Here is a 23,751-nt window from a genome sequence, read left to right as displayed (position 1 = left end):
TGACGCCCCGGCGTCCCCCCGACGCCTCCGGGCGTCCCCCGAATGTCGCTCTCCGCGGCAGGAACGGCTCGTACCCCCGCACAGGTACGGGCCGCCCGGCACTCCCCGTCGGACGCCTCAGCCGAGGCGCAGGTGGTGGAGCATCAGCAGGCCGGCGGCCATGTTGGCGGCCGGGACCTCACCCCGGGCGATCATGTCGGGGATCTGTTTCAGCGGGATCCAGGCCCGTCGCGAGGACTCGAAGGCGTCCTCGGGCGGTCCGGTGTACGTCGCCCGCTCCGCCCAGTAGAGGTGGTGGCGGGCATCGGAGAGGCCGTTCGAGGGCTCGACGGTGAGGAGGTGGCGCAGCGGCCCCGGCCGCCAGCCGGTCTCCTCCTCCATCTCGCGGGCGGCGGCTGCCTCGACGTCCTCGCCGTCTTCGACGACGCCGGCGGCCAGCTCCCAGCCCCAACTGTCCGTGATGAAGCGGTGGCGCCAGAGCATCAGGACTTCGTCCGCCTCGTTGACGGCCGTTGCGACCGCGACCGGGCGGAGTCGGATCAGGTAGTGATCGAGGTGGCGGCCGTCCGGGAGTTCGACGTCCGCGAGGTTCACCCGGAACCAGCGATTCTCATAGACAGAGCGTTCGCTCAGTTTCGTCCACTGCACTTTCTTGCCACCTTCCGACTGATCGGTGATTGTTTGGTGGCAATATCGCAGCAGTCAGGGAATCACAGGGGAACGCGCAGGGCCTCGTCGATGAGCGCGGCCGCCTCCCGGGCCGCTCCGCCTCCGCTGGCGAGGAGGTGCTCCCGCACCTGCCGCAGCCGGTCGCGCAGCCGACGCGACTCCATCCCCCGGGCCCGTTCCGTCATCTCCAGCGCCGTGCGCGCCGCCCCGTCCGCCTCGCCCTGCCGCAGTTCGATCTGACAGAGCATGGCGAGCCGGTGCACCCGACCCCGGTCGTGCGAGTGCGTCCCGACCGCGGCCGACGCGTGCTCATGGGCCGCCGCGAGTTCCCCCAGGCCGAGCAGGGCTTCCGCGACCTGCACGTTGACGAGCCCCGGCTCGACGTATCCCGTTTCGGCCGGCTCCTCTCCCGGACTGATCCGCTCCGCCGCCGCCTCGGCCAGCCGGATGCAGGCCAAGGCAGCGGACCCGTCGCCCAGGTGCGCGTACGCCTTCGACTGCATCGCCGTCAGATCGGCGGCGAGCGCCGGGGTGATCTGCCGTCCCGCCGACCGCAGCGCCGCCTCGGCGAACGCCACCGCCTGCCGGTACTCCCCCATGAACAGCGCCTGGTTGACCAGCAGCGCGATCACATAGGCGCCGAGTCCCCGGTCCCCGCTCGCCTTCGCGAGCCGCAGCGCCTGGTGGAAGTAGCGCTGGGCGAGCCCGTGCGCGTCCGCGTCGTAGGCACAGATGCCGGCCACCGCCACCAGACCGCCGGTGGCGCGGTGCAGCTGCCGGCCGAGGGCGTCGCCGTAGGCGCCCCTCAGGAGCGGCGCGGTCCGGCTGGTGAGGAAACCGACGATCCGGGCCCGGGTCGCGATGCCCCCCGCCTTGCGGTACATCTGCTCGTAGTGCGCACGAGCAGCGGTGAGGACGGTGATGTCGGCGGCCGACACCGTCGTCCGGCCCGCGCGGGAGACGTCCGCGTCCTCCGGTGGGTTCTCCCACTCCCACACCGGCATCACCGCCGGGGTTCCGGTCACGGCGGGCGCGGTCACGATGTGCGGGCGCTGCTGCTCGTCGGACCGCCACAGGGCAGCCGCCCGCTCCACGAAACCGGACAACGGCGAACCCGCTGCCGGCAGCGGCCCGTCCGGTACCCCGAAGCCGATGTCGTCCAGGGTCACCTGCCGGTGCAGCCGGGTGGCGAGCACTTCACAGATCAGGTCCGGCACTTGACCGCGCGGACGCTGCCCCTTCAACCAGCGTGCCACTGCGGTGTGTTCGTACCGCAGGGCGAGGCCCCTGTCCCGGCCCGCCACGTTCACGTGGGCCGCCAGGCCGGCGTTCGAGACGCCCGCTTCGTCGAGCAGGGCGTCGAGCAAGGTGTTGGGCTGCATGGCCGCTCCGGTCACTCCGGTCGCTCCGTGAACTCAGCCTAGCGGTGGCCGATTTCGCACGGGGTGTGAACCAAGTACCCGTTCTCCCGGTCCGCGCGCTCTGCCGCACCCGGTGCGGCCACGGTTGACTGTGCTTCTCGCCGCACGGCGACGGCCGGGCCGCCGGCTCCCCCTCGTACAGTGCGGCCGCCCGGTCCGCGTCGTCCGCCCCGCTGATCTGCCCGACACTCCGTGGCGGGGCGGGCGGCGCCGGCCCCGATGCCCTCCGCTCAACAGGGCGAGGAGGGAGCGGGCCGGGTGCGGCGCAGCCCGGGTTCGGCGGGCTGCGCCGGAACCCGGACCCGATCGTTGCGGACCGCGAGCAGCGCGACGTCATCAGTGACCCGGCCGCCCGTGTGGTGTAGCAGGGCCGCGCGGACCCGGCGGACCAGGGCCGCTGGCTCCTCGCCGACCGCCCCGGCCAGAACCGCGTCGAGCGCGAAGAACCGGCCCCGGCGGTCGCGGGCCTCCTCGGCGCCGTCGGTGTGCAGGACCAGCGTCTCGCCCGGCACCAGCCGAGCCGTCACATGGGGCACGAGCCCGGCGGGCAGCGGCAGCACCCCGAGCGGCGGCAGCGGCTCCCCGGTCGAAAGCCGCTCCACCCGGCGCCCGAGGCGGTACGGGGCGGGGTGACCGCAGTTGAGGACGGCGAGCCGCCCGTCGGAGCGGACCTCCAAGAGCAGCAGCGTGACGAACTCCTCCCCCACCGGACGCTCGGGCCCCGCAGCGCACCGCGCCGGATGCTCTTCGCGCGCCCGCTCCCTCAGGTGCCGCTCCAGAGCACGCTCCAGGCGGCGCAGCACGCCGCCGAGTTCGCGCTCGTCGTGAGCGGCCTCGCGGAAGCTGCCGAGGACCGCGACGACCGCACCGAGCGCGGGGAGCCCGTGGCCCCGCACGTCCCCGATGACGATCCGCACCCCGTGGGGGGTCACCACCGCCTCGTAGAGGTCCCCGCCGACGATCGCGTCCCGCGAGGCGGACAGCTGCCCCGCCGCAAGGCTCAACCCGCCGAGCCGGGCCGGCGGCGGACGCAGCAGGACCCGCTGGGCGGCGGCAGCGACGGCCCGGACCCGGTCGAGCTCCCGCGCGAGCCCCCGACGGACGCCCAGCACCAGGGCGATGCCGACGCCGAGGAAGACGACGCTGGTGGCGATCCGCATCGGCACACCCGGCTGGCGGGCCAGCGGGCAACCGAACTTCCACGCCACGGCCGCGGCGCCCCAGCCGAGGGGAAGGGCGAGCGGCGCCGCCCGGCGGAGCGGGGAGCCGTCGGCGACCAAGGAGCTGGTACGGATCATGTACGGCCCTTCCCGAGCCCCAGCAGTGCCCGGAGGCCCTGCGGCACGCAGGTCCGCGCCTGCAGCCGCATCGATTCTGCCGACCGGCGGATCGGGGAGGAACACCCTTCGGTCATCTCACCCGAAGGAGTGAGCGCCGCCGGCTCGCCGCCCTTCGCCAGGGCCGCGCCATGCGCACGGGCGACCGACCCCCGAGCGGGCATACGGGCCCGGAAGGGGCACGACGGCGCGGGAAGCACCCGTGCCCCGGAACGGCGGAGGGCCGCCCCGGGGACGATCCCGGGACGGCCCTCCTCCGTGCTGCGGAGCGTCAGGCGCCGCGCAGGACGGCGCCGGTGCGCTCGGCGGCCAGGGCCACCGCCGCGTCGCGGGCCGCGCTGGCCTCGTCGACGGTCAGCGTGCGGTCCGGGGCGCGGAACTTCAGCGCGTACGCCAGGGACTTGCTGCCCTCGCCGAGCTGGTCGCCGGTGTAGACGTCGAACAGCCGGATGGACTCCAGGAGCTGCCCCGCGCCCTCGGTGAGGGCGGCCTCGACCTCGGCGGCCGGCACACCCTGGGCGACGACCAGGGCGACGTCCTGGGTGGCGACCGGGAAGGAGGAGATCCGGGGGGCCTTCACGGGCCCCTCGTTCGCCTTCTCCAGCAGGTCCAGGTCGATCTCCATGGCGCAGCTGCGGGCCGGCAGGCCGAAGGCCTTCACCACGCGCGGGTGGAGCTCGCCGGCGTGGCCTACGAGGACCTTCTCGCCGTCGACCTCGACGTGGAACGCGGCACAGCGGCCGGGGTGCCAAGGAGCCTGCTGGGCAGCGCTGACGATCAGCTCGACCCCGGCCCCGGTGGCGACGGTCCGGGCGGCCTGGATCGCGTCCGCCCAGTCGGACGGACGGCCCTTGCCCCACCAGCCGGCCTGCTCGCGCGAACCGGCGAGGACCACCGCGGCGTGGCGCGGCTGCACGGGCAGCGCGGCATTGACGCCGGCGATCTCCTCGTCGGTGGGACGGCGGTCGACCGGAAGCCGAACGGCGATGCGCGGCTCTCCCTCGGGCCGGAAGACCAGGCCGGTCTCGAAGAGCGCCAGGTCGTGGCTGCCGCGGCTGTCGTTGCGACGGAGCGCGCCGAGCAGCCCCGGAAGGAGCGTCGTGCGGAGCGCGGGCTCCTCGTCGGAGAGCGGGTTGACCAGCCTCACGAGGCGGCGACGGGCGTCGTCCGCGTCGAGACCGAGGTGGTCGAGGGCCTGCTCCCCGATGAACGGGTAGTTCAGCGCCTCGACGTAGCCGGCGCCGGCCAGGGCGCGCCCCACCCGGCGGTGGACGCGCTGGCGCTCGGTGAGCCCGCGGCCGGCCGGCGGCTTCGGCAGCGTGGAGGGCAGGTTCTCGTAGCCCTCCAGCCGGATGACCTCTTCGGCGAGGTCGTTCGGCTCGCTGAGGTCGGGGCGCCACGACGGCACGGTGACGACGAGCTCGTCCTGGCCGCAGACGTCGCAGCCGACCTCCTGGAGGCGGCGGACCACGGTCTCTCGGCCGTAGTCGACGCCCGCGATCCTGTCCGGGTGGTTCGCCGGCATGGCGATCGTCCGCGGCGCGGACGGGGCCGTGACCTCGGTGACCCCGGCCTCGGCCGTGCCGCCGGCGAGCAGCACGAGCAGGTCGACGCAGCGCTGCGCGGCAGCGGCGGCGGCCTGCGGGTCGACACCGCGCTCGAAGCGCTTGGACGCCTCGGAGGACAGCTTGTGGCGGCGTGCCGTGCGGGCGATCGAGATCGCGTCGAAGTGCGCGGCCTCGATGACGACCTCGGAGGTGCCGGTGACGATGCCGGTCTCAGGGTCGGTCTCGGGGTCGGCGATCTCCGTGTTGGCACCGCCCATGACGCCCGCGATGCCGATCGGACCGCGGTTGTCGGTGATGACGAGGTCAGCGGCGTCCAGGACCCGCACGGTGCCGTCGAGGGTGGTGATCTTCTCGCCGGCTTCAGCGCGACGGACCCCGATGGAGCCGTCGAGCCGGTCGCGGTCGTAGGCGTGCAGCGGCTGGCCGAGCTCCAGCATCACGTAGTTGGTGATGTCGACGGCCAGCGAGATCGGGCGCATGCCGGCCTTCTGGAGGCGGCGCTGCAGCCAGATCGGGGAACGCGCCTCCGGCTCCAGGCCGACGACGGTGCGGGCGGTGAAGCGGTCGCAACCGATCGGGTCGGTGATCTGGACCGGGTAGCCGTACGAGTTCGGCGCGGGCACGTCGAGCAGCGCCGGGTCGCGCAGCGGCAGGCCGTAGGCGGTGGCCGCCTCACGGGCGACGCCGCGCATCGAGAGGCAGTAGCCGCGGTCCGGGGTGACGGCGATGTCGAGGACCTCGTCGAACAGTTCCAAGAGGACCGTGGCGTCGGTGCCGACCTCGTGCTCCGGCGGCAGCACGATGATGCCGTGCGTGCCGTCGTCGCCCATGCCGAGCTCGTCGCCGGAGCAGATCATGCCGCGGGAGACGCGGCCGTACGTCTTGCGCTCGGCGATCCGGAAGTCTCCGGGGAGCACGGCGCCGGGCAGGGCCACGACGACCTTGTCGCCCTCGGCGAAGTTCCGGGCGCCGCAGATGATCTCCTGGGGCTCGCCGGTGCCGTTGGCCTGGCCGACGTCGACGGTGCAGAAGCGGATGGGCTTCTTGAACTCCGTCAGCTCCTCGATGGTGAGGACCTTGCCGACCACCAGCGGGCCGGTCAGGCCGGCGCCGAGCTGCTCGACCGTCTCGACCTCGAGGCCTGCCGAAATGAGCTTGGCCTGGACGTCACGGCCGGTCTCCGTCGCCGGCAGGTCGACGTACTCCCGCAGCCAAGAAAGCGGGACCCGCATCAGATCTCCATCCCGAACGGCCGGGTGAACCGGACGTCACCCTCGACCATGTCTCGCATGTCTTCGACGTTGTGGCGGAACATCAGCATCCGCTCGATGCCGAACCCGAAGGCGAATCCGCTGTACTTCTCGGGGTCCACTCCGCAGGCGACCAGCACCTTGGGGTTGACCATGCCGCAGCCGCCGAGCTCGATCCAGCCTTCGCTGCCGCAGGTGCGGCAGGGACGGTCCGGGTTGCCGACGGACTCGCCGCGGCAGACGTAGCAGAGCATGTCCATCTCGGCGGACGGCTCGGTGAAGGGGAAGTAGTTGGGTCGCAGCCGGGTCTTCATGTCCGAGCCGAAGAGCGCCTGGACCATGTGGTCGAGGGTGCCCTTGAGGTCGGCCATGGTCAGGCCCTCGTCGACGGCCAGCAGCTCGATCTGGTGGAAGACCGGGGTGTGCGTGGCGTCGAGCTCGTCGGTGCGGTAGACGCGGCCGGGGCAGACGACGTAGACCGGGGGTTCCCGGTCGATGAGCGTGCGGGCCTGCACCGGCGAGGTGTGCGTACGGAGCACGACGCCGGACTCGTCGCCCGTGGTTCCCTCGGGGCCCTGGACGAAGAAGGTGTCCTGGGTCTGGCGCGCCGGGTGGTCCGGGACGAAGTTGAGGGCGTCGAAGTTGAACCACTCCGCCTCGACCTCGGGGCCCTCGGCGACCTCGTACCCCATGGAGACGAACACGTCGGCGACGCGCTCCATGAGGGTGGTCAGCGGGTGTCGGGCGCCGGCCGGGACGCGGTCGTACGGCAGCGTGACGTCAACGGCCTCCTCCACGAGGACGCGGGCGTCGCGCTCGGCCTCCAGCTCGCCCTGACGGGCGGCGAGCGCCTTGGAGACGATGCCGCGGGCCTGGCCCACGAGCTTTCCGGCGGCTGCCTTCGCCTGCGGGGGCAGGGCGCCGATCTCCCGGTTGGCGAGCGCCAGCGGCGAGGTGCCACCGGTGTGCGCGGTCTTCGCGTGCGCGAGCGCGTCGAGGTCGCCCGCGGCGGCGAAGGCGGCGAGCGCCTCGTCCCGCATGCGCTCGATCTCTTCCGGTTTCAGTGCCTCGACCTCAACCGGGTCGTACGACTTATTGGGTGCGGACATCTCTTCCCGTGCTTCCGTTGGCTGGCTGGGCGGCCCCGCTCGACGTCAAGGGCGCAAACGTGCCAAAGGACGAGTCTAACGGGGCGCAGGGACGCGAATGAGCCCGTGGACGACCCGGGCGGCTCCTGATCTCGTACGGTCTCGCCTGCTGAGACGTCAGAGGAGATGGGCCGGGGTGCCGACGGGCAGGATAAATCGGAACTCGGCCCCGCCACGGGGACCCCGTCCGACGGTGATGGTGCCGCCGTGGGCCTCGACGACGCCCTTGACGATGTAGAGGCCGAGGCCCGTGCCGCCGCGTTTGCTTCCCCGCCAGAACCGGGTGAAGACACGGCTCATCGACGCTTCGGGGATGCCGGGGCCCTCGTCGCTCACGGTGACCTCCGTTCCCTCTTCTCCGTCGTCGCCCAGCGTGGTGGGTGCCACCTCGATGGTGACAGTTCCGTCGCCGTGGCGCACCGCGTTTTCGAGGAGGTTCCCGAGGATCTGGTCGATCTTGTCGGGATCGGCCCAGAGCGCGGGCAGCTGCGGTCTGATCCGTACGAAGAAGCGGTCCGGGGACTGGCCCGCAGTGGTGTGCACATGGATGTGCCTGCCGATGGCGGCGGCGATGTCGACCGGCTGGCGGCGCACTTCGAGACGGCCGGAATCGATCCTGGAGATGTCGAGGAGTTCGGCGATGAGCCGCTTGATGCGACCCGCGTCGGCATCGACGGTCTCCAACATGAGCCGCTTCTGCTCGTCGTTGAACCGTTCCCACTTGTCGAGCAGGGTGGCGGTGAAGCCCTTCACCGAGGTGAGCGGGGAGCGCAGCTCGTGGGCGACGGTGGCGATGAGCTCGGCGTGGCTGCGCTCGGTGCGACGACGCGCCTCGGTCCCGCGCAACGAGACCACGACCCTGCGGACGGGCCCGGTGGGGTGCTCCCTGACGTACCGGGCGGAGACCAGGACCTCACGGCCGCCGGGAAGCAGCAGGTTGCGTTCGGGCTGACCACGACGGGTGGCGAGACCTCCGTAGGGATCGACCAGCGGCCACCAGCGGCGCCCCTTGAGGTCCTCCAGCGGCAGTGCCTCGTCGAGGGGGAGGCCGAGGGCCCGGTCGCGGGGGACGGCGGTGATCCGGCCGGCTGCGGCGTTGAAGCAGACGACGCGCCCGGTCTCGTCGGCGATGACGAGACCGTCGGGCAGGTCGTCGGGGTCGAGGCCGGCGAAACCCGCGCCAGCCCCGGGATCCGGCGGTTCCGGGGCGTGCGGCGCGCTGCTCCGTACCTGTGCGGGACTGTCCGTACCGACCGTCATCCCCGTTCCCCACCCCTCCGTTCAGCGCAGTGGGCCCCGAGTGCGCCACTCTACTGGGCGGGGAGGGCCGGGTGGGCCCTCAGGCGGAGGTTCGGGGGCGCTGGGCGCGTGCGGAGGCGTAGAGGCAGACCGCGGCGGCGGTGGCGAGGTTGAGGCTCTCGGCCTTGCCGTGGATCGGGACGCGGACGACGGCGTCGGCGAGCGCCCGGGTCTCCTCGGGCAGCCCCCAGGCCTCGTTGCCGAAGATCCAGGCGGTGGGGCCGCCCATGGTCCCGGCGTCGAGTTCGTCGTCGAGGTCGTCCTGACCGGCCCCGTCGGCGGCGAGGATCCGCACGCCGGCTTCCTTGAGACCGGCGACGGCCTGCTCGACGGGGACGCCGACGGCCACCGGCAGGTGGAAGAGGGAACCGACGGAGGCGCGCACGGACTTGGGGTTGTAGAGGTCGACGGAGGCGTCGGTGAGGACGACGGCGTCGGCGCCGGCCGCATCGGCACAGCGCAGCACGGTGCCGGCGTTCCCGGGGTCGCGGACGTGGGCGAGGACGGCGACCAGCTTGGGCCGGGCCGCGATGATCTCCTCGAACGGCGAGTCGAGGAACCGGCAGACGCCGACGAGCCCCTGCGGGGTGACGGTCTGGGAGACCTCGGCGAGGACGGCGTCGGAGGCGAAGTGGACACGGGCGCCGGCAGCGCGGGCGGCTTCGACGATGGCGGCGTAGCGCTCGGCGGCCTCGACCGTGGTGAAGAGCTCGACGAGGGTGGGCTGTCCGGTGCTGCCGCGGTGCTCCACGGCCTCGCGGACGGCCTGCGGGCCCTCGGCGATGAAGAGGCGGTCCTTGCCCCGGAAATTGCGCTTGGCGAGCCGCCGTGCGGCGACGACGCGCGGGGAACGCGGGGAGATCAGCTCGGGGGTGACCATGAGGTGCGGCGGTTCTCTCTTCGGGGCCGGGGCTCTTCGGCCGGACGGCCGGTCGGGCCGGTGGCGCTACGGGCCGGAACTACGGGTGTCGGGGGGCCGACGCACCCGGACCCGCAGGCGCGAGCGCGCTTGCGGGTCCGGGCAGAGGTACTGCGGCCTGGAAGATCAGGCGGCGGCCTTCGGGGCGTTGACGTCGGCCGGGAGGGCCTTCTGCGCGACCTCGACCAGCGCGGCGAACGCGTTGGAGTCGTTGACGGCCAGCTCGGCGAGGATCTTGCGGTCCACCTCGATGTTGGCGGCCTTCAGACCCTGGATGAGGCGGTTGTACGTCATGCCGTTCAGGCGGGCAGCGGCGTTGATGCGCTGGATCCACAGCTGACGGAAGTCACCCTTGCGCTTCTTGCGGTCGTTGTAGTTGTAGACCAGCGAGTGGGTGACCTGCTCCTTGGCCTTGCGGTACAGGCGCGAACGCTGACCGCGGTAGCCGGAGGCCTGCTCGAGGATCGCCCGGCGCTTCTTGTGGGCGTTGACTGCCCGCTTGACGCGTGCCACTTCTTACTCCTTGTAGCGGGGTCGTGGTGGTCCTCACACGACCCGAAAAAACGGATGGGTCCCGGTCTGTGCCGGATGCCCTCGTCGCCGAGGGCGGGAGATCAACTCAGATGCCCAGCATCTTCTTGATCTTGGCGGAGTCACCCGGGGCCATCTCGGCGTTGCCGGTGAGGCGACGCGTCAGCTTGGACGACTTGTGCTCGAGCAGGTGGCGCTTGCCGGCGCGCTCCCGCATGATCTTGCCGGAGCCGGTGACCTTGAAGCGCTTCTTGGCACCGGAGTGCGTCTTGTTCTTCGGCATGGCGCCGTTCTCTCCTCGTCAGTGGCGCTCCCCCCGGTGCGGACACCGGTCAGCCGGGAGCGTCATTCTTCGATTGGGTGGGACCGGGCGGAACCCGGGGGCTGCCGGGAGGGCAGCCCCCATGGATCACGCCTCGGCGTTCTCGGCCGGGGTCTCGGCCGGGGCCTCGGCGGCGGCCTCGGGCGTCCCGCCCTGGCGCTCCGCCTTGCGCGCGGCCTGGGCCTCGCGAGCCTCGGCCATGGCCTCGGTCTTCTTCTTGTGCGGACCGAGAACCATGATCATGTTCCGGCCGTCCTGCTTCGGGTTGGACTCGATGAACCCGAGCTCCTGGACGTCCTCGGCGAGGCGCTGGAGGAGTCGGTAACCGAGCTCCGGGCGGGACTGCTCACGACCACGGAACATGATCGTGATCTTGACCTTGTCGCCCTGCTTGAGGAACCGGACGACGTGACCCTTCTTGGTGTCATAGTCGTGCGGGTCGATCTTCGGCCGGAGCTTCATCTCCTTGATGACCGTGTGCGCCTGGTTCTTGCGCGCTTCACGGGCCTTCATGGCCGACTCGTACTTGAACTTCCCGTAGTCCATGAGCTTGCACACGGGCGGGCGGGCGTTCGCCGCGACCTCAACCAGGTCGAGGTCGTACTCCTGAGCGAGCTCCAGGGCCTTGGCAAGCGGCACAATGCCGACCTGCTCGCCACTGGGGCCGACAAGACGCACCTCGGGAACGCGAATCCGCTCGTTGATGCGGGGCTCGGCGCTGATGGATCCTCCTCGGTAGCACCACGCGACCGCCTTGGCGGACGGACACGTCACGTGAAACAGTTGAAACCAACCGAGCCGACGCACGAAAAAAGCCCCGGACGGTACACAGGCGGGGCTCCACGGAAAACCGGAGCACCACCACGGTGAACCGCGGGGCGCACATCGGGCGGCTCCATCGTCCGTACGGAACGATGGGCGCCACCTGACCGGTGACCCGCCACCCGCGAGGGTGGTCAGGTGGGAGTACGGAGCCTCCACTTGTGGGCCGGGCACAGAGGTGTCCGGCCGGTCGTTACATAAGGTTAGCAGGACCCGGCGGTCTCCGCTAACCGTGGACCGTCATATCGTGTGGGGCATGAGCGAGACGCCCCAGAACGAGTCAACGGCCCCCTCCGACACCCCCGACTTCGAATCCATGACCCGCGACATCGCAGAGGTCCCGGCGGTCGAGGTGATCGTGACCGTCGCCGTCAACCTGATGAGCGCCGCCGCCGTGAAGCTCGGGCTCACCGAGGAGGGCGAGAAGCACAAGGACCTCGACGAGGCGCGCAAGCTGGTGCACGCGCTCGCCGGCCTCCTGGACGCCAGCGCGACGGAGGTCTCCTCCTTCCACGCGGCGCCCCTGCGGGACGGCCTGAAGTCCCTCCAGCTCGCCTTCCGCGAGGCCTCCTTGGTCCCGGACGAGCCGGGCCAGGGCCCCGGCGAGAAGTACACGGGGCCGGTGTACGGCTAGGAAACGCCTACCGCTTCACGTAGAAGGGCTCGCCCGGGGGCGTGGCCTCGGCCGGCAGCAGCGCCAGGTCGAGACCCCGCACCAGGCGGGCCCTCAAGGTCTCGTCGGCTGCCAGGGCACGGGCCACCCGCTGGGCGGCCTCCGCCGGGGCGGCGTCCGCGGCGAGGACCAGGGCGACGGTGCCGTCGGCCGTGCCCGGACCCAGATGGGCGCGGAGCACCGCGGGCTCGGCCGCGACCACGGCGCGCACGGCCTCCCGCACCACCGGGTCGTCCAGCGGATCAGTGCTGGTGCGGCCTTCGGCGAGGGCGAGCAGGACGGAGCCGGTCAGTTGGTACGGCACAGGGCCCGCGAGGTCGAGGACGAGGGTGTCCGCCCTCTCGTGGGCGACGGCCTGGAGTGCCTGGTGGAGGGGGACCGCCACCGGGCGGGCCGCCGGATCCCACAGGGCGAGCGAGGCGATCGAAGTGAAGGCGGGCAGGGCCCGCCGGTCACCGGCCGTCAGCGTGGGGACCGCCATGTCGCTGGTCTTCTCCTGCTTGAGCCCGGTCTCGGGGTCGATCTCGACCTCGCCGAGGACTGCCACCACCGGCACCAGCAGCCGGGCCCCCTTGAGGGCTTCGAGGACCGGGCCGTGGACGGTTCTGTCCTCCGCCCAGGCCGCGAGGGCCGCCGCGAGCTGCGGGTCGGCCGTGCCGTCGTCGTCGGAGAAACCGGGGTCCGGAATGTTCTTGAGCGCCACGCACCGAGCCTAGCCTCCGGTCCCGGTGGACCGGACACCCCCCGGCGTCAGGAGGTTCGTCGGGTCCGCACGAGCAGCAGGGCGGTGAGGAGCAACAGCACCCCGAGTCCGCCGGCGACGGGGGCCAACAGGCCGAAGCCACGGCCGTCCTCGGCCGCGGGGAGGGGGCCCGGCCCGAAGTACGGGTCCCGGTAGCCGGCGGTCCTGCTCATGGGGTCACCGGCCTCGATCCGACCGCCGGCCTCGATCGCGGCGGCCGGGTCGACCGTCCCGTACCCCTTGGCGTCGCTGCGCCCGCCCTTCGGCCGGTCCCGGGCGGTGTCGATGAGCAGGCGCTTGACCTGGGCCGGGGTGAGGTCGGGGTGCGCGGAGCGCACCAGGGCGACGGCACCGGAGACGAACGCGGCTGCGGCGCTGGTGCCCCAGCCCTCGTAGTAGCGGCGGTCCGGGTCGGCGATGACGATGTCGTCGCCGGGAGCGCTGACGGTGGCGTACCAGCGGCGGGTGGAGAAGGCGGCGTGGGTGCCGTAGCGGTCGACGGCGGTGACGGCGATGACGCCGGGGTAGGCGGCGGGGTAGGAGACGTGGTCGCCCTTCTCGCCGCCGTTGCCGGCCGAGGCCACGACGGAGACGCCCTTGGCGAGCGCGTACTGGACGGCGGCGTCCTCACCCGCATCGGGGTGGGCGGACTTGGAGTCGTCGCCGAGGGAGAGGTTGATGACGTCGGCGCCGTGGTCGGCGGCCCAGCGGATGCCCTCGGCGAGGGCGGTGCCCCGGGACTTGCGGGCCTTGCCCCGGGCGCTGTCGGTGGACTCCAGGATGACCCGGACGGGGAGGATCCGGACCTCGGGGGCGATGCCGAGGACTCCGTCCTGGGCACCGGGGCCGTGGCCGTGGCCGGCGATGATGCCGGCCATCGCGGTGCCGTGACGGGCCCAGGCCCGCTCGCCCTTCGACGCCCCGAAGCCGACGAGGTCGTGTTCGGGGAGAACGGACCCCACGAGGTCCGGGTGGTCGGCGTCGACGCCGGTGTCCAGGACGGCGACGGTGATGCCCTTGCCCTTGGTGGTGTGCCAGGCCTCCTCGGTGTGGAGGGCTTCGAGGCCCCACTGGCGGGCCCGGATCGTGTCGGCGTGCGCGGGGGAAGTCGTGGCGGGCAGCACGGAGAAGAGGGCGGCGAGCAGGGCGACCGCGGCGCCACGGGTGCGACGCCGACTGGGACGGATCACCGGGCGTTCTCCTTGGCGGCCGTGGTCGCGGCCGTGGTCGCGGCCGTGCGCAGGAGTCCTACGAGGCGTTCGGCGATGCCCTTGGCCTCGTGGCCGAGGCCGGCCTGGGAGACGGCGTCGGTGCGCCGTGCGGTCATGGCGAGGTCGGCGAGCAGCGGGCCGCCGTCGACCATCCGGCCGTCGGCGAAGCCGGAAACCGCGGTGACGACGACGGGGAGGTCGGCGGGGGCGGCCAACCACCAGGCGGCACGCTGCGGTGGGCCGAACCGGGCGGCGACGGTGCCGGGGCCGGAAAGGGCCGGGGGGACGTCCGCGCCGAGGCGGGTGGTGAGGTCCGTGCCGAGGGCCCCCTGGGCGGCGACGTCGGCGCGGGTGAAGACCAGACCGACGGTGATCACGCTGCTGGCGGTGGCGTCGGTGTAGGTGGCGCGCAGGACGCGCTCGCAGCCGAGCGGCTCGACGGTGGCGAGCAGGCCGCTGGCGAGGACCGCCGGCGTGCAGGCGGCGTCCGGGGCGACGACGATCCGGGTCCAGGTGCGGTCGGCGCCGCCGGGGCCGTCGCCGCGGCCCGCGAGGGTGCGGGGGAAGAGGGTGTCGACGGGGGCCTCGTGCCAGAGCTCCTTCGCCTCCGCGTAGCCGACGGGCTCAGCGGGCTCGGTGGGCTCGGCCGCCGCGAGCCACACCCCGACGAGGGCTCCTCCGACGAGCCCGAGACCGAGCACCGTGCAGACGGCGACCGCGAGGGTCCGCCGAATGCTCCGCTCCCGGACGGGCCGGAGGTCGGTGGCGCCGACGGGGACCTCCGGCGGCAGGGCACCGGGGCCGTGGTGGTGGACGTGCGGGGGGAAGTGCTGCGGCTGTACGGGAGCGGCCGGCGGTGGGCCGGGCGGAGCCGTGGACACGACTGGTGCGGCGGCCACCGGAGCGGACGCGGTCGTCGGTCCCTCGGGGGCGGGCACCGACACGGGTGCGGCCACGGGCCCGGGTGATCCCGGAACAGGTGCCGGAGCGCCGCTCGGGGCGGTCATCGGACGGGCCGGCGCGGACCGCGGGGCGGTGGCGGGCGGTGCTTCGACGGGTGCCCGGGGGGTGCGCACCGGGCGGAGCCGGGTCGTGCGCTCCCCTTCGTCCGTCGTCGGGAGCAGGGCTTCGGTGATGCGGGAGGTCGTGGGGTGGTGCTCGCTGGTCATCCCCGTCCCCGCTCGTCTCGACAATGTCCGTCACTCTACGGGCTGTTCCCCCGGGTGCGGGAACTCAGGGGCTACCCACCCGCAAACCGGTCTGGCAAGCTCGGGCCATGACTCCCCGTGCCGCCGACCGGGCCCGTTACGACCGGGCCACCGCCCATCTCGACGCGCCGGTGGCGATCGTCGACCTGGAGGCCTTCGACGCCAACGCGACGGACCTCGTGCGCCGGGCCGGGGGCAAGCCGGTGCGGGTGGCGAGCAAGTCGGTGCGGTGCCGGGCCCTGCTGGAGCGGGTGCTCGGGCGGGACGGCTTCGCCGGGGTCATGTCGTTCACCCTCGACGAGTCGCTGTGGCTGGCACGCGCCGGGTTCGAGGACGTGCTGCTGGCCTACCCCTCCGCCGACCGCTCCGGGTTCGGGGAACTCGCGCGGGATCCGAAGCTCGCCGCCGCCGTGACCGTGATGGTCGACGACGTGGCTCAACTGGATCTGATCGACGCCGCCCGCGCGGGCGGGACGGAAGAGGTGCGGGTCTGTCTGGAGATGGACACCGCACTGCACCTGCTCGGCGGGCGGATGAGGGTGGGGGCCCGGCGCTCACCGCTGCGGACCCCCGCCGACCTGGCCGAGCTGGCCCGCTCCGTGGTGCGGCGGCCGGGGTTCCGACTGGTCGGCCTGATGGCGTACGAGGGCCACGTCGCCGGGGTCGGGGACGCGGTCGCGGGCCGACCGCTGCGGTCCCGGGCGATCCGTTTCCTGCAATCCGCGGCCCGCAGGGAGTTGGCGGAGCGCAGGGCGGCCGTGGTGCGGGCCGTCCGGGCGGTGACACCCGACCTGGAGTTCGTGAACGGCGGCGGCACGGGAAGCGTGCAGCACACGGCGGCCGAGGAGGCGGTGACGGAGATCGCGGCGGGCTCGGGGCTCTTCGTACCGCGGCTCTTCGACAACTACACGTCCTTCTCCGGCCGCCCGGCGGCGCTGTTCGCCCAACCGGTGGTGCGCCGTCCGGGCGTGGGCGTGGTGACGGTGCTCGGCGGGGGCTACCCGGCGTCGGGGGCCGCGGGTCCGGACCGACTGCCCGTCCCGTACCTGCCGGAGGGGCTCCGGTACGACCCGCAGGAGGGGCCCGGCGAGGTGCAGACCCCGTTGTTGGGCTCCCCGGCCGACGACCTGAGGATCGGCGACAAGGTCTGGTTCCGCCACGCGAAGGCCGGGGAGCTGTGCGAGCGGTTCGCGGACCTGCAGCTGGTCGAGGGCGACCGCATCACGGCGACGGTGCCCACGTACCGGGGCGAGGGGATGACCTTCCTCTAGAAGGCGTGACGGACCCAGGGGAGGGGTGGAGAGCGCTGCTGGCCCGCGGATCCGGGCACGACCGCCTAGAAGACCGAGTCGACCTGGTCGGGGACGATGCTTCCGTCAGCGCGTCGGACCGGTTGTGCCGTGCCGTCGCCCGCCGTGTAGCCGGTGGTCGAGCACGGATACGGGCTCGGCTTCGGCTTCTTCGGTTCGATGAACATGGGGTTGACGAGCCAACGGCCGTCGCCGTTCTCGTAGGCCCGGCACATGAGTTCGTTCTTGTTGCGGTTCAGGACGAGCCGCAGCCCGGTGGCGTCCCGCAGGAAGGAGACGTCGGTGTCGGAGTCTCCCGCGGCGAAGACCGGGCGCCGGCCTGCCGGCTGGACGCGCTCGGCGGCGACGCCGCGGACGCCGAAGACCTCCTGGTTGATCCAGCAGCGCTTGCCGTCGATGTAGGTGATCATCGTGTCCTCGCCGTCCCGTACGGTGCCGCAGCCCTTGAGGTGACCGGTGAGGCGGCCGTGTTCGGTGGTGTTGCGGATGCCGAGGGCGTGGGAGGGGTCGATGCCCACGCCCCGGGCCCAGACCTCCACGACGGGCTCGGGGGAGGCGGAGACGATCCACACGTCGAAGCCGGCGCCCTGGAGCGCACGGATCACGTCGCGCTGCTGGTCGTAGTAACGGATCCAGCCGGTGACCTGCCGACTGCCGACCCGCTGGGTGGTGCCCCGGGGCGCGGCGAGATTCTCGGCACGGGCCGCGGCTGCGAAGGAGCGGACGTCACGGGCGGTCCAGCCGCGCAGGAGTTGGGCGAGCCAGGCGTACTGCGGCTCCATGCGGCGGTGGTCGTGGCCCGCGAAGGCGGTCTTGCCGTCGGTCGTGGAGCCCGAGCCGTAGACGGAGAGGAGCTCGTCGGCGCAGCGGAGGTCGGTGGCGGTGGGCAGGGTGCGACCGCCGGTGGGGCAGGCGGCACCGAGGGCATCGGCGGCCTCGGGCGTGAGGTAGCGGCTGGTGGTGGACCAGTCTCCGTGGCGCGGGGGCCTGATGCGGTCGTTGCGGAGCAGCCAGTAGAAGGTGGCGTCGCCGACGTCGTTCTTGATGACGGTGTTGTCCCAGTCGAAGACGGCGACCGGCTTGTCGCCCTTGGGGCCCCGGTGCGTCGCGGCCTCGGCGCACCGGGCGGCGATCAGCTCGTCGAGGCGCGCCTTGTTGTCGCCGTACCAGCCCTCCGCGACGGTGAGGGTCGGGCAGTCACGGGGTCCGGCGGGGCGGGCGGCGGCGCTCGTCGTGGGGAGCAGGCCGGTCGCGGCGAGGAGCAGGGCCGTCGCGGCGGCCCTGGTGCGGAGCTTGCGGTGCATGGACGCTCTCCTGTCCGTGCGCACGTCAGCCGGGCGCCTTGCGACGCCCGGCTGCGTGGGGTGGGGGTCGGGGAGTGGCGGCGGTGGCGAGGTTCTAGAGCGGGGTGACGTACGCGCCGGAGATGCCTCCGTCGACGAGGAAGTCGGTGGCGTTGATGAAGGAGGAGTCGTCGCTGGCGAGGAAAGCCACCGCGGAGGCGATCTCCTCGGCCTCGGCGAAGCGGCCGACGGGAATGTGCACCAGGCGGCGCGCGGCGCGCTCGGGGTCCTTGGCGAACAGTTCCTGGAGGAGCGGGGTGTTGACCGGCCCGGGGCAGAGGGCGTTGACGCGGATGCCCTCACGGGCGAACTGGACGCCCAGCTCGCGGGACATGGCGAGGACCCCGCCCTTGGACGCGGTGTACGAGATCTGGCTGGTGGCCGCTCCCATGATGGCGACGAAGGAGGCGGTGTTGATGATGGAGCCCCTGCCCTGACGGCGCATGTAGGGCAGGGCGGCCTTGCAACAGAGGTAGACGGAAGTGAGGTTGACGTCCTGGACGCGCTTCCAGGCTTCCAGCCCGGTTTCCAGGATGGAGTCGTCGTCGGGCGGCGAGATGCCGGCGTTGTTGAAGGCGATGTCGACGGAACCGTAGGTGTCGAAGGCGACCTGGAAGAGGTTCTCCACCTCCTCGGGGTCCGTGACGTCGACCTTCACGAAGGTGCCGCCGACTTCTTCCGCGGCGGCCTTGCCGGCCCGTTCGTCGATGTCGCCGCACACCACGTGCGCGCCTTCGGAGGCGAGGCGGCGGGCGGTGGCGAGGCCGATGCCGCTGCCGGCTCCGGTGATGACGGCGGTGCGGCCGACGAGGCGGCGGCAGACGATCTCTTCGGTGCTCACAGTGCGGGGCCCTCCGTGCTGATGAAGACGTTCTTGGTTTCGGTGAAGGCGGTCAGGGCGTCGGGGCCGAGTTCACGGCCGAGGCCGGACTGCTGGTAGCCGCCGAACGGGGTCCAGTAGCGGACGCTGGAGTGGGAGTTGACGGAGAGGTTGCCGGCCCGGACGGCTCGGGAGGTACGCAGGGCGCGGCCGACGTCCCGGGTCCAGATCGATCCGGACAGGCCGTACTCGGTGGCGTTGGCGAGGCGGATCGCATCGGCCTCGTCCTCGAAGGGCAGGACCACGGCGACGGGCCCGAAGACCTCCTCGACGGCGCAGGGGGCGTCCTCGGGAACGCCGGTGAGCACGGTCGGCGGGAACCAGAAGCCGGGGCCCTCGGGGGCCTTGCCCCGAAGGGCCTCGAGGTCGTCGGTCACGTAGGAGCGGACGCGATCGAGTTGGGTGCGGGAGATGAGCGGGCCCATCTGGGTGCGCTCGTCGAGCGGGTCGCCGACGACGATCCCCTGGACGGCGGGGGCGAGGAGTTCCAGGAAGCGGTCGTACGCGCTCCGCTGCACGAGGATGCGGGTGCGGGCGCAGCAGTCCTGGCCGCTGTTGTCGAGGAAGGACATCGGCGCCGCGGCGGCGGCGGCCTCCAGGTCCGCATCGGCGAAGACGATGTTGGGACTCTTGCCGCCGAGCTCCAGGGTGACCCGCTTCACCCGGTCGGCGCACTTCGCCATGATGCCCTTCCCCACCCGGGTGGAGCCGGTGAAGACGATCTTGGCGACGCCGGGATGTTCGACGAGTGCGTTCCCGGCGATCGGTCCGGTGCCGGGCAGGACCTGGAAGAGGCCTTCGGGGAGGCCGGCGACCAGGGCGAGTTCGGCGAGGCGGAGCGCGGTGAGGGGGGTGGTCTCGGCAGGCTTGAGGAGGACGGCGTTGCCGGCTGCGAGGGCGGGGGCGGTGGCCCATGCGGCGATCGGCATGGGGAAGTTCCAGGGGGCGATGACGCCGACCACCCCGAGGGGTTCGAGGATCGTGATGTCGAGGCCGCCGGCCACCGGGATCTGGCGGCCGTTGAGGCGCTCGACTCCCCCGGCGGCGTAGTCGAGCAGGTCGCGGACGTTGCCGGCTTCCCAGCGGGCGTTGCCGATGGTGTGGCCCGCCTCGGTGACCTCCAGGCGGGCGAGTTCCTCGACGTGTTCGTCGACGACGGCGGCGAAGCGGCGGAGCAACCTGGCCCGGTCCGCGGGGGCGGCGGCGGCCCAGCCGCGCTGCGCGGCGGCGGCGCGGGCAACGGCGGCGTCGACGTCACCGGGTGTGGTGGCCGGGACGGTGGCGACCAACTCCTCGGTCGCCGGGTTCAGTACCTGGAGCAACTCGTTCCTCTCACTTCTCGCAGGGGGTTTCTCAGAGGCGTTCGAAGGAGCGGCGCAGCTCCCAGTCGGTCACCGCGGCGTCGAAGGCGTCGATCTCGACGCGGGCCATGTTCCGGTAGTGGGCGACGACCTCGGCACCGAAGGCGGCCTTGGCGATCTCGCTGGTCTCCCAGAGCTCGGCGGCTTCGCGCAGGGTGGTGGGGACGTGTGCGTACTCGGCGGTGTAGGCGTTGCCGGCACAGGGCGGGGGCAGTTCCAGGCGCTGCTCGATGCCGTGCAGTCCGGCCGCGATGAGGCCGGCGACCGCCAGGTAGGGGTTGACGTCGCCGCCGGGGAGGCGGTTCTCGAAGCGGGTGGAGCGGCCGTGGCCGACGACCCGGAGCGAGCAGGTGCGGTTGTCGTGGCCCCAGGCGACGGCGGTGGGGGCGAAGGAACCGGGTTGGAACCGCTTGTACGAGTTGATGTTGGGGGCGTACAGGAGGGAGAAGTCACGCAGGGCGGCGAGCTGGCCGGCGAGGAAGTGCCGCATGGTCTCGGACATGCCGTGCGGGTCGTCGCCGGCCATCACGTTCCGGCCCTCGGCGTCCTGGAGGGAGAGGTGGATGTGGCAGGAGTTGCCCTCGCGCTCGTCGTACTTCGCCATGAAGGTGAGCGAGCGGCCCTCCTGGGCGGCGATCTCCTTGGCACCGGTCTTGTAGACGGCGTGCTGGTCGCAGGTGACGAGGGCCTCGTCGTACTTGAACGCGATCTCGTGTTGGCCGGGGTTGCACTCGCCCTTGGCGGACTCCACGGTGAGACCGGCCCCGGCCATCTCGTTGCGGATGCGGCGCAGGAGCGGTTCGATGCGTCCGGTACCGAGGACGGAGTAGTCGATGTTGTACTGGTTGACGGGGGTGAGGCCGCGGTAGTGGGCGTCCCAGGCCTGCTCGTAGCTGTCCTTGAAGACGATGAATTCGAGCTCGGTGCCGACGTGGGCGGTGAGGCCGAGTTCCGCGAGGCGCTCCAGCTGGCGGCGGAGGATCTGGCGGGGCGCGGCGACGACGGGGGTGCCGTCGGCCCAGGCGAGGTCGGCCGTCACCATGGCGGTGGCTTCGTTCCAGGGGATGCGACGGAGGGTGGTGAGGTCGGGGTGCATCGCGAAGTCGCCGTAGCCGCGGTCCCAGGAGGACATCTCGTATCCGTCGACGGTGTTCATCTCGGTGTCGACGGCGAGGAGGTAGTTGCAGCCCTCGGTGCCGTGGCCGAGTACCTCGTCCAGGAAGAACGGTGCGGCGAACCGCTTGCCCTGGAGCCGCCCCTGCATGTCGGGGAAGGCCAGGACGACGGTGTCGATTTCGCCGCTCGCGACGAGGGCGCGCAGCTCCTCGACGGTGAGCGGGGGTGTGCGGTCTGCCACGGGACTGCTCCTCCTTCGGCCTGCCGGAAGCCATAAGGTATTGCGTTAGACCATTGCTTGGGAAGTCCTGGAGGAAGGGAAACGAGAACGTGGCCAGTACGAGTGAACCGGCGGACCGGCTGACGCCCGTGCTGCGCCCGGTGCGGGCGGGCAACGGGTTCGAGGAGGCCCTGGAACAGATCCTCCGGGTCGTGCGGCTGGGCCTGGTGCCGGGCGGAGAGCGCTTGCCGGCCGAACGCGAACTCGCCGACCGGATGGGGATCAGCCGGGTGACGCTGCGCGAAGTCCTCAAGGTGCTCCAGGAACAGGGGCTCGTGGAGAGCCGACGCGGCCGGTACGGCGGGACGTTCGTGCTGCCCCGCGCCCAAACGACGGACGAGGACGAACTGCGCCGCCGGATCGCCGCGGTCGACGTGGAGGACACCCTGCGCTTCCGCGAGGTCCTGGAGGTGGGAGCGGCCGGACTCTGCGCCGCCCACGGCCTCGACCCGGCGGGGGCCGAACGACTGAGGGCCGCCGCCGCGGCGACGAACGACGCCCCGCTGACCGAGTACCGCCGCCAGGACACCCTGTTCCACCTCACACTGGCCGAGCTCTCCGGCTCACCGACGCTGACGGCCCAGTACGCCGCGGTCCGCGCGACGGTGAACGACCTGCTGGACTGCATCCCCCTGCTCGTACGCAATCTGGAGCACTCCCAGCACCAGCACGCCGCCCTGGTGGAGGCGGTCCTGGACGGGGACGCGGACGCGGCGCGCGAGGTGATGCGGGAGCACTGCTCCGGCACGGCGGCCCTGCTGCGGGGGTTCCTGACCTGAGGCGGCACCCCGGCGGCGTAACCCGAAAGTAACGCATGGGGGTTGCGCATCCCGCATGGGCGCCGCAAAGGTATGGGACCAATCCATTGGGCCCGCTGCGGGGAGCTGACGCTGCCATGACGCTCGAAGACACCACGCCGTCGAAGGACGACTACCTCGAACGCCGGACCTTGCGCCGCGGCAGCGCCGGCTGGCTGCTGCTGACCGGGCTCGGCGTGGCGTACGTCGTCTCCGGGGACTTCTCCGGCTGGAACATCGGCCTGTCGAAGGGGGGCTTCGGGGGACTCGCCGTCGCCACCGTCCTGATGGGCGCGATGTACGCCTGCCTGGTCTTCGCACTCGCCGAACTCTCCGCCATCCTGCCCACCGCGGGCGGCGGCTACGGCTTCGCCCGCCGGGCGCTCGGTACCTGGGGCGGCTTCCTCACCGGCACCGCGATCCTCATCGAGTACGTCCTCGCTCCCGCCGCGATCTCCATCTTCATCGGCGACTACGTCGAGTCCCTGGGGCTCTTCGGCTTGGAGTCCGGCTGGCCGGTCTACCTGGTCTGCTTCGCGCTCTTCATCGGGATCCACCTGTGGGGCGTGGGCGAGGCGCTGCGCTTCAGCCTGATCGTGACGGCGATCGCGGTGGCGGCGCTCCTCGTCTTCGCACTCGGCGCGTTCACCGACTTCCACGTGGACGGCCTGAACGACATTCCGGTCGACGGCGAGGCCTTCGGAGCGAACTCCTGGCTGCCGTTCGGCCTGCTCGGCATCTGGGCCGCGTTCCCCTTCGGCATGTGGTTCTTCCTCGGCGTCGAGGGCGTGCCGCTCGCCGCCGAGGAGGCCAAGGACCCGGTGCGGTCGATGCCGAGGGCGCTCGCGATCTCCATGGGCGTCCTGGTGCTCCTCGCCGTCATGACCTTCTTCGCCACCACCGGCGCACGCGGCTCGGCAGCGGTACAGGAAGCGGGCAACCCGCTCGTGGTGGCGCTCCAGGGCGACGGGGACCCGACCGCGCTCAGCCGCTTCGTGAACTACGCGGGGCTCGCCGGCCTGGTCGCGTCCTTCTTCTCCCTCATCTACGCCGGCTCCCGCCAGCTGTTCGCCCTCTCCCGGGCCGGCTACCTGCCCCGCTTCCTCTCCCTGACCAGCCGTCGGAAGTCGCCGTACCTGGGGCTGCTCATCCCGGGCGCGATCGGTTTCGCGCTCGCCGCCGGGACGGGCGACGGGGCCCGGATGCTCAACATCGCCGTCTTCGGGGCCACCATCTCCTACGCCCTGATGGCGCTCTCCCACATCGTGCTGCGCCGCCGCGAGCCCGGGCTGCACCGGCCCTACCGCACGCCCGGTGGGGCGGCCACCTCGTCCGTCGCCTTCGTCCTGGCCCTCTCGGCCCTGGTCGCGACCTTCCTGGTGGACCGGACCGCGGCGCTCATGGCCCTCGGGGTGTACGTGATCGCCCTCGCCTACTTCGCGTTCTACAGTCGGCACCATCTGGTGGCCCGGGCGCCCGAGGAGGAGTTCGCGGCGCTCGCCGCGGCCGAAGCCGAACTCGAACGCGACTGACCCGCCCGCCTC

General features: G+C 72.3%; 21 protein-coding genes. 4 read left to right on the top strand and 17 right to left on the bottom strand.

The genetic code is table 11. The annotated features are described in order from the left end of the window. Positions 1-117: 117 nt before the first annotated feature. The 10 genes from ACFW2Y_RS09515 to infC form a co-directional block, all read right to left on the bottom strand. The gene (locus tag ACFW2Y_RS09515) at positions 118-648 is read right to left on the bottom strand and encodes an NUDIX hydrolase (RefSeq protein ID WP_384875884.1); all 531 of its coding nucleotides are present in this window, start codon (positions 646-648) and stop codon (positions 118-120) included. A gap of 62 nt (positions 649-710) precedes the next feature. Continuing rightward, on the bottom strand, positions 711-2,051 hold the full coding sequence (locus tag ACFW2Y_RS09510) for a transcriptional regulator (protein ID WP_384875882.1): 1,341 nt from the start codon (positions 2,049-2,051) through the stop codon (positions 711-713). A 269-nt stretch (positions 2,052-2,320) separates the two neighbouring features. Further along, a complete protein-coding gene (locus tag ACFW2Y_RS09505) occupies positions 2,321-3,388 on the bottom strand; it encodes a PP2C family protein-serine/threonine phosphatase (protein WP_384875880.1) in 1,068 nt (355 codons plus the stop codon). Positions 3,389-3,698: 310 nt separating this feature from the next. Next, positions 3,699-6,227 carry a phenylalanine--tRNA ligase subunit beta gene (pheT, locus tag ACFW2Y_RS09500; RefSeq protein WP_384875878.1) on the bottom strand — a complete coding sequence of 843 codons (2,529 nt, stop codon included), beginning with the start codon at positions 6,225-6,227 and terminating at the stop codon, positions 3,699-3,701. After that, the gene (pheS, locus tag ACFW2Y_RS09495) at positions 6,227-7,354 is read right to left on the bottom strand and encodes a phenylalanine--tRNA ligase subunit alpha (protein WP_384875876.1); all 1,128 of its coding nucleotides are present in this window, start codon (positions 7,352-7,354) and stop codon (positions 6,227-6,229) included. Before pheS ends, pheT begins: the two co-directional genes overlap by 1 nt. 156 nt (positions 7,355-7,510) lie before the next feature. Then, positions 7,511-8,653, bottom strand: a complete 1,143-nt coding sequence (locus ACFW2Y_RS09490; RefSeq protein ID WP_384875874.1) for an ATP-binding protein — start codon at positions 8,651-8,653, stop codon at positions 7,511-7,513. A gap of 79 nt (positions 8,654-8,732) precedes the next feature. Then, positions 8,733-9,572 (bottom strand): TrmH family RNA methyltransferase, encoded by an 840-nt coding sequence (locus tag ACFW2Y_RS09485; RefSeq protein WP_384875872.1) that lies wholly within the window; start codon positions 9,570-9,572, stop codon positions 8,733-8,735. Positions 9,573-9,737: 165 nt separating this feature from the next. Beyond that, positions 9,738-10,124, bottom strand: coding sequence for a 50S ribosomal protein L20 (gene rplT, locus ACFW2Y_RS09480; protein WP_225799578.1), 387 nt, complete (start codon positions 10,122-10,124; stop codon positions 9,738-9,740). Between the two features lie 106 nt (positions 10,125-10,230). After that, entirely contained in the window at positions 10,231-10,425 is a 195-nt protein-coding gene (gene rpmI, locus ACFW2Y_RS09475) for a 50S ribosomal protein L35 (protein ID WP_030493495.1), read from the bottom strand. A gap of 126 nt (positions 10,426-10,551) precedes the next feature. Next, the gene (gene infC / locus ACFW2Y_RS09470; RefSeq protein WP_384875869.1) at positions 10,552-11,238 is read right to left on the bottom strand and encodes a translation initiation factor IF-3; all 687 of its coding nucleotides are present in this window, start codon (positions 11,236-11,238) and stop codon (positions 10,552-10,554) included. 304 nt (positions 11,239-11,542) lie between these two features. On the opposite strand from infC, the gene ACFW2Y_RS09465 reads away from it, so the two are divergent. After that, positions 11,543-11,920 carry a DUF1844 domain-containing protein gene (locus ACFW2Y_RS09465; protein WP_384875867.1) on the top strand — a complete coding sequence of 126 codons (378 nt, stop codon included), beginning with the start codon at positions 11,543-11,545 and terminating at the stop codon, positions 11,918-11,920. A gap of 7 nt (positions 11,921-11,927) precedes the next feature. Here the strand turns inward: ACFW2Y_RS09465 and ACFW2Y_RS09460 are convergent, their stop codons facing one another. The 3 genes from ACFW2Y_RS09460 to ACFW2Y_RS09450 are packed head-to-tail and all read right to left on the bottom strand — an operon-like array spanning position 11,928 to position 15,081. Next, positions 11,928-12,662, bottom strand: coding sequence for an SseB family protein (locus ACFW2Y_RS09460; protein ID WP_384875865.1), 735 nt, complete (start codon positions 12,660-12,662; stop codon positions 11,928-11,930). Positions 12,663-12,709: 47 nt separating this feature from the next. Then, on the bottom strand, positions 12,710-13,891 hold the full coding sequence (mycP, locus tag ACFW2Y_RS09455; RefSeq protein ID WP_384875863.1) for a type VII secretion-associated serine protease mycosin: 1,182 nt from the start codon (positions 13,889-13,891) through the stop codon (positions 12,710-12,712). After that, complete coding sequence (locus tag ACFW2Y_RS09450) at positions 13,888-15,081, bottom strand: hypothetical protein (RefSeq protein ID WP_384875861.1); 1,194 nt, start codon at positions 15,079-15,081, stop codon at positions 13,888-13,890. The genes mycP and ACFW2Y_RS09450 overlap by 4 nt, the downstream gene beginning before the upstream one ends. A gap of 107 nt (positions 15,082-15,188) precedes the next feature. On the opposite strand from ACFW2Y_RS09450, the gene ACFW2Y_RS09445 reads away from it, so the two are divergent. Beyond that, positions 15,189-16,391, top strand: coding sequence for an amino acid deaminase/aldolase (locus tag ACFW2Y_RS09445; protein ID WP_384875859.1), 1,203 nt, complete (start codon positions 15,189-15,191; stop codon positions 16,389-16,391). Between the two features lie 65 nt (positions 16,392-16,456). On the opposite strand, the gene ACFW2Y_RS09440 is transcribed toward ACFW2Y_RS09445, so the two are convergent. The 4 genes from ACFW2Y_RS09440 to ACFW2Y_RS09425 form a co-directional block, all read right to left on the bottom strand. Continuing rightward, complete coding sequence (locus ACFW2Y_RS09440; RefSeq protein WP_384875857.1) at positions 16,457-17,734, bottom strand: haloacid dehalogenase-like hydrolase; 1,278 nt, start codon at positions 17,732-17,734, stop codon at positions 16,457-16,459. Positions 17,735-17,828: 94 nt separating this feature from the next. Then, complete coding sequence (locus ACFW2Y_RS09435) at positions 17,829-18,614, bottom strand: 3-oxoacyl-ACP reductase (protein ID WP_384875855.1); 786 nt, start codon at positions 18,612-18,614, stop codon at positions 17,829-17,831. Continuing rightward, a complete protein-coding gene (locus ACFW2Y_RS09430) occupies positions 18,611-19,975 on the bottom strand; it encodes an aldehyde dehydrogenase family protein (RefSeq protein WP_384875853.1) in 1,365 nt (454 codons plus the stop codon). Before ACFW2Y_RS09430 ends, ACFW2Y_RS09435 begins: the two co-directional genes overlap by 4 nt. A gap of 31 nt (positions 19,976-20,006) precedes the next feature. Then, positions 20,007-21,371 (bottom strand): glutamine synthetase family protein, encoded by a 1,365-nt coding sequence (locus ACFW2Y_RS09425; RefSeq protein ID WP_384875851.1) that lies wholly within the window; start codon positions 21,369-21,371, stop codon positions 20,007-20,009. Positions 21,372-21,460: 89 nt separating this feature from the next. Between ACFW2Y_RS09425 and ACFW2Y_RS09420 the strand changes: the two genes are divergently transcribed. Next, a complete protein-coding gene (locus ACFW2Y_RS09420; protein ID WP_384875849.1) occupies positions 21,461-22,189 on the top strand; it encodes a FadR/GntR family transcriptional regulator in 729 nt (242 codons plus the stop codon). Between the two features lie 116 nt (positions 22,190-22,305). Further along, the gene (gene eat, locus ACFW2Y_RS09415; RefSeq protein WP_384875847.1) at positions 22,306-23,739 is read left to right on the top strand and encodes an ethanolamine permease; all 1,434 of its coding nucleotides are present in this window, start codon (positions 22,306-22,308) and stop codon (positions 23,737-23,739) included. Positions 23,740-23,751: the final 12 nt, after the last annotated feature.

The sequence above is a fragment of the Streptomyces sp. NPDC058877 genome, from assembly GCF_042742855.1.
GTDB lineage: Bacteria > Actinomycetota > Actinomycetes > Streptomycetales > Streptomycetaceae > Streptomyces.
The sequence above is the reverse complement of the archived record's forward strand: the minus strand, read 5'-3'. Positions and strand labels throughout refer to the sequence as shown.

Bases quoted from the DNA above. Each gene is read 5' to 3' on its own strand.
- ACFW2Y_RS09510 (WP_384875882.1), bottom strand. From the start codon at position 2,051: ATGCAGCCCAACACCTTGCTCGACGCCCTGCTCGACGAAGCGGGCGTC.
- ACFW2Y_RS09505 (WP_384875880.1), bottom strand. From the start codon at position 3,388: ATGATCCGTACCAGCTCCTTGGTCGCCGACGGCTCCCCGCTCCGCCGG.
- pheT (WP_384875878.1), bottom strand. From the start codon at position 6,227: ATGCGGGTCCCGCTTTCTTGGCTGCGGGAGTACGTCGACCTGCCGGCG.
- pheS (WP_384875876.1), bottom strand. From the start codon at position 7,354: ATGTCCGCACCCAATAAGTCGTACGACCCGGTTGAGGTCGAGGCACTG.
- ACFW2Y_RS09490 (WP_384875874.1), bottom strand. From the start codon at position 8,653: ATGACGGTCGGTACGGACAGTCCCGCACAGGTACGGAGCAGCGCGCCG.
- ACFW2Y_RS09485 (WP_384875872.1), bottom strand. From the start codon at position 9,572: ATGGTCACCCCCGAGCTGATCTCCCCGCGTTCCCCGCGCGTCGTCGCC.
- rpmI (WP_030493495.1), bottom strand. From the start codon at position 10,425: ATGCCGAAGAACAAGACGCACTCCGGTGCCAAGAAGCGCTTCAAGGTC.
- ACFW2Y_RS09465 (WP_384875867.1), top strand. From the start codon at position 11,543: ATGAGCGAGACGCCCCAGAACGAGTCAACGGCCCCCTCCGACACCCCC.
- ACFW2Y_RS09450 (WP_384875861.1), bottom strand. From the start codon at position 15,081: ATGACCAGCGAGCACCACCCCACGACCTCCCGCATCACCGAAGCCCTG.
- ACFW2Y_RS09445 (WP_384875859.1), top strand. From the start codon at position 15,189: ATGACTCCCCGTGCCGCCGACCGGGCCCGTTACGACCGGGCCACCGCC.
- ACFW2Y_RS09440 (WP_384875857.1), bottom strand. From the start codon at position 17,734: ATGCACCGCAAGCTCCGCACCAGGGCCGCCGCGACGGCCCTGCTCCTC.
- eat (WP_384875847.1), top strand. From the start codon at position 22,306: ATGACGCTCGAAGACACCACGCCGTCGAAGGACGACTACCTCGAACGC.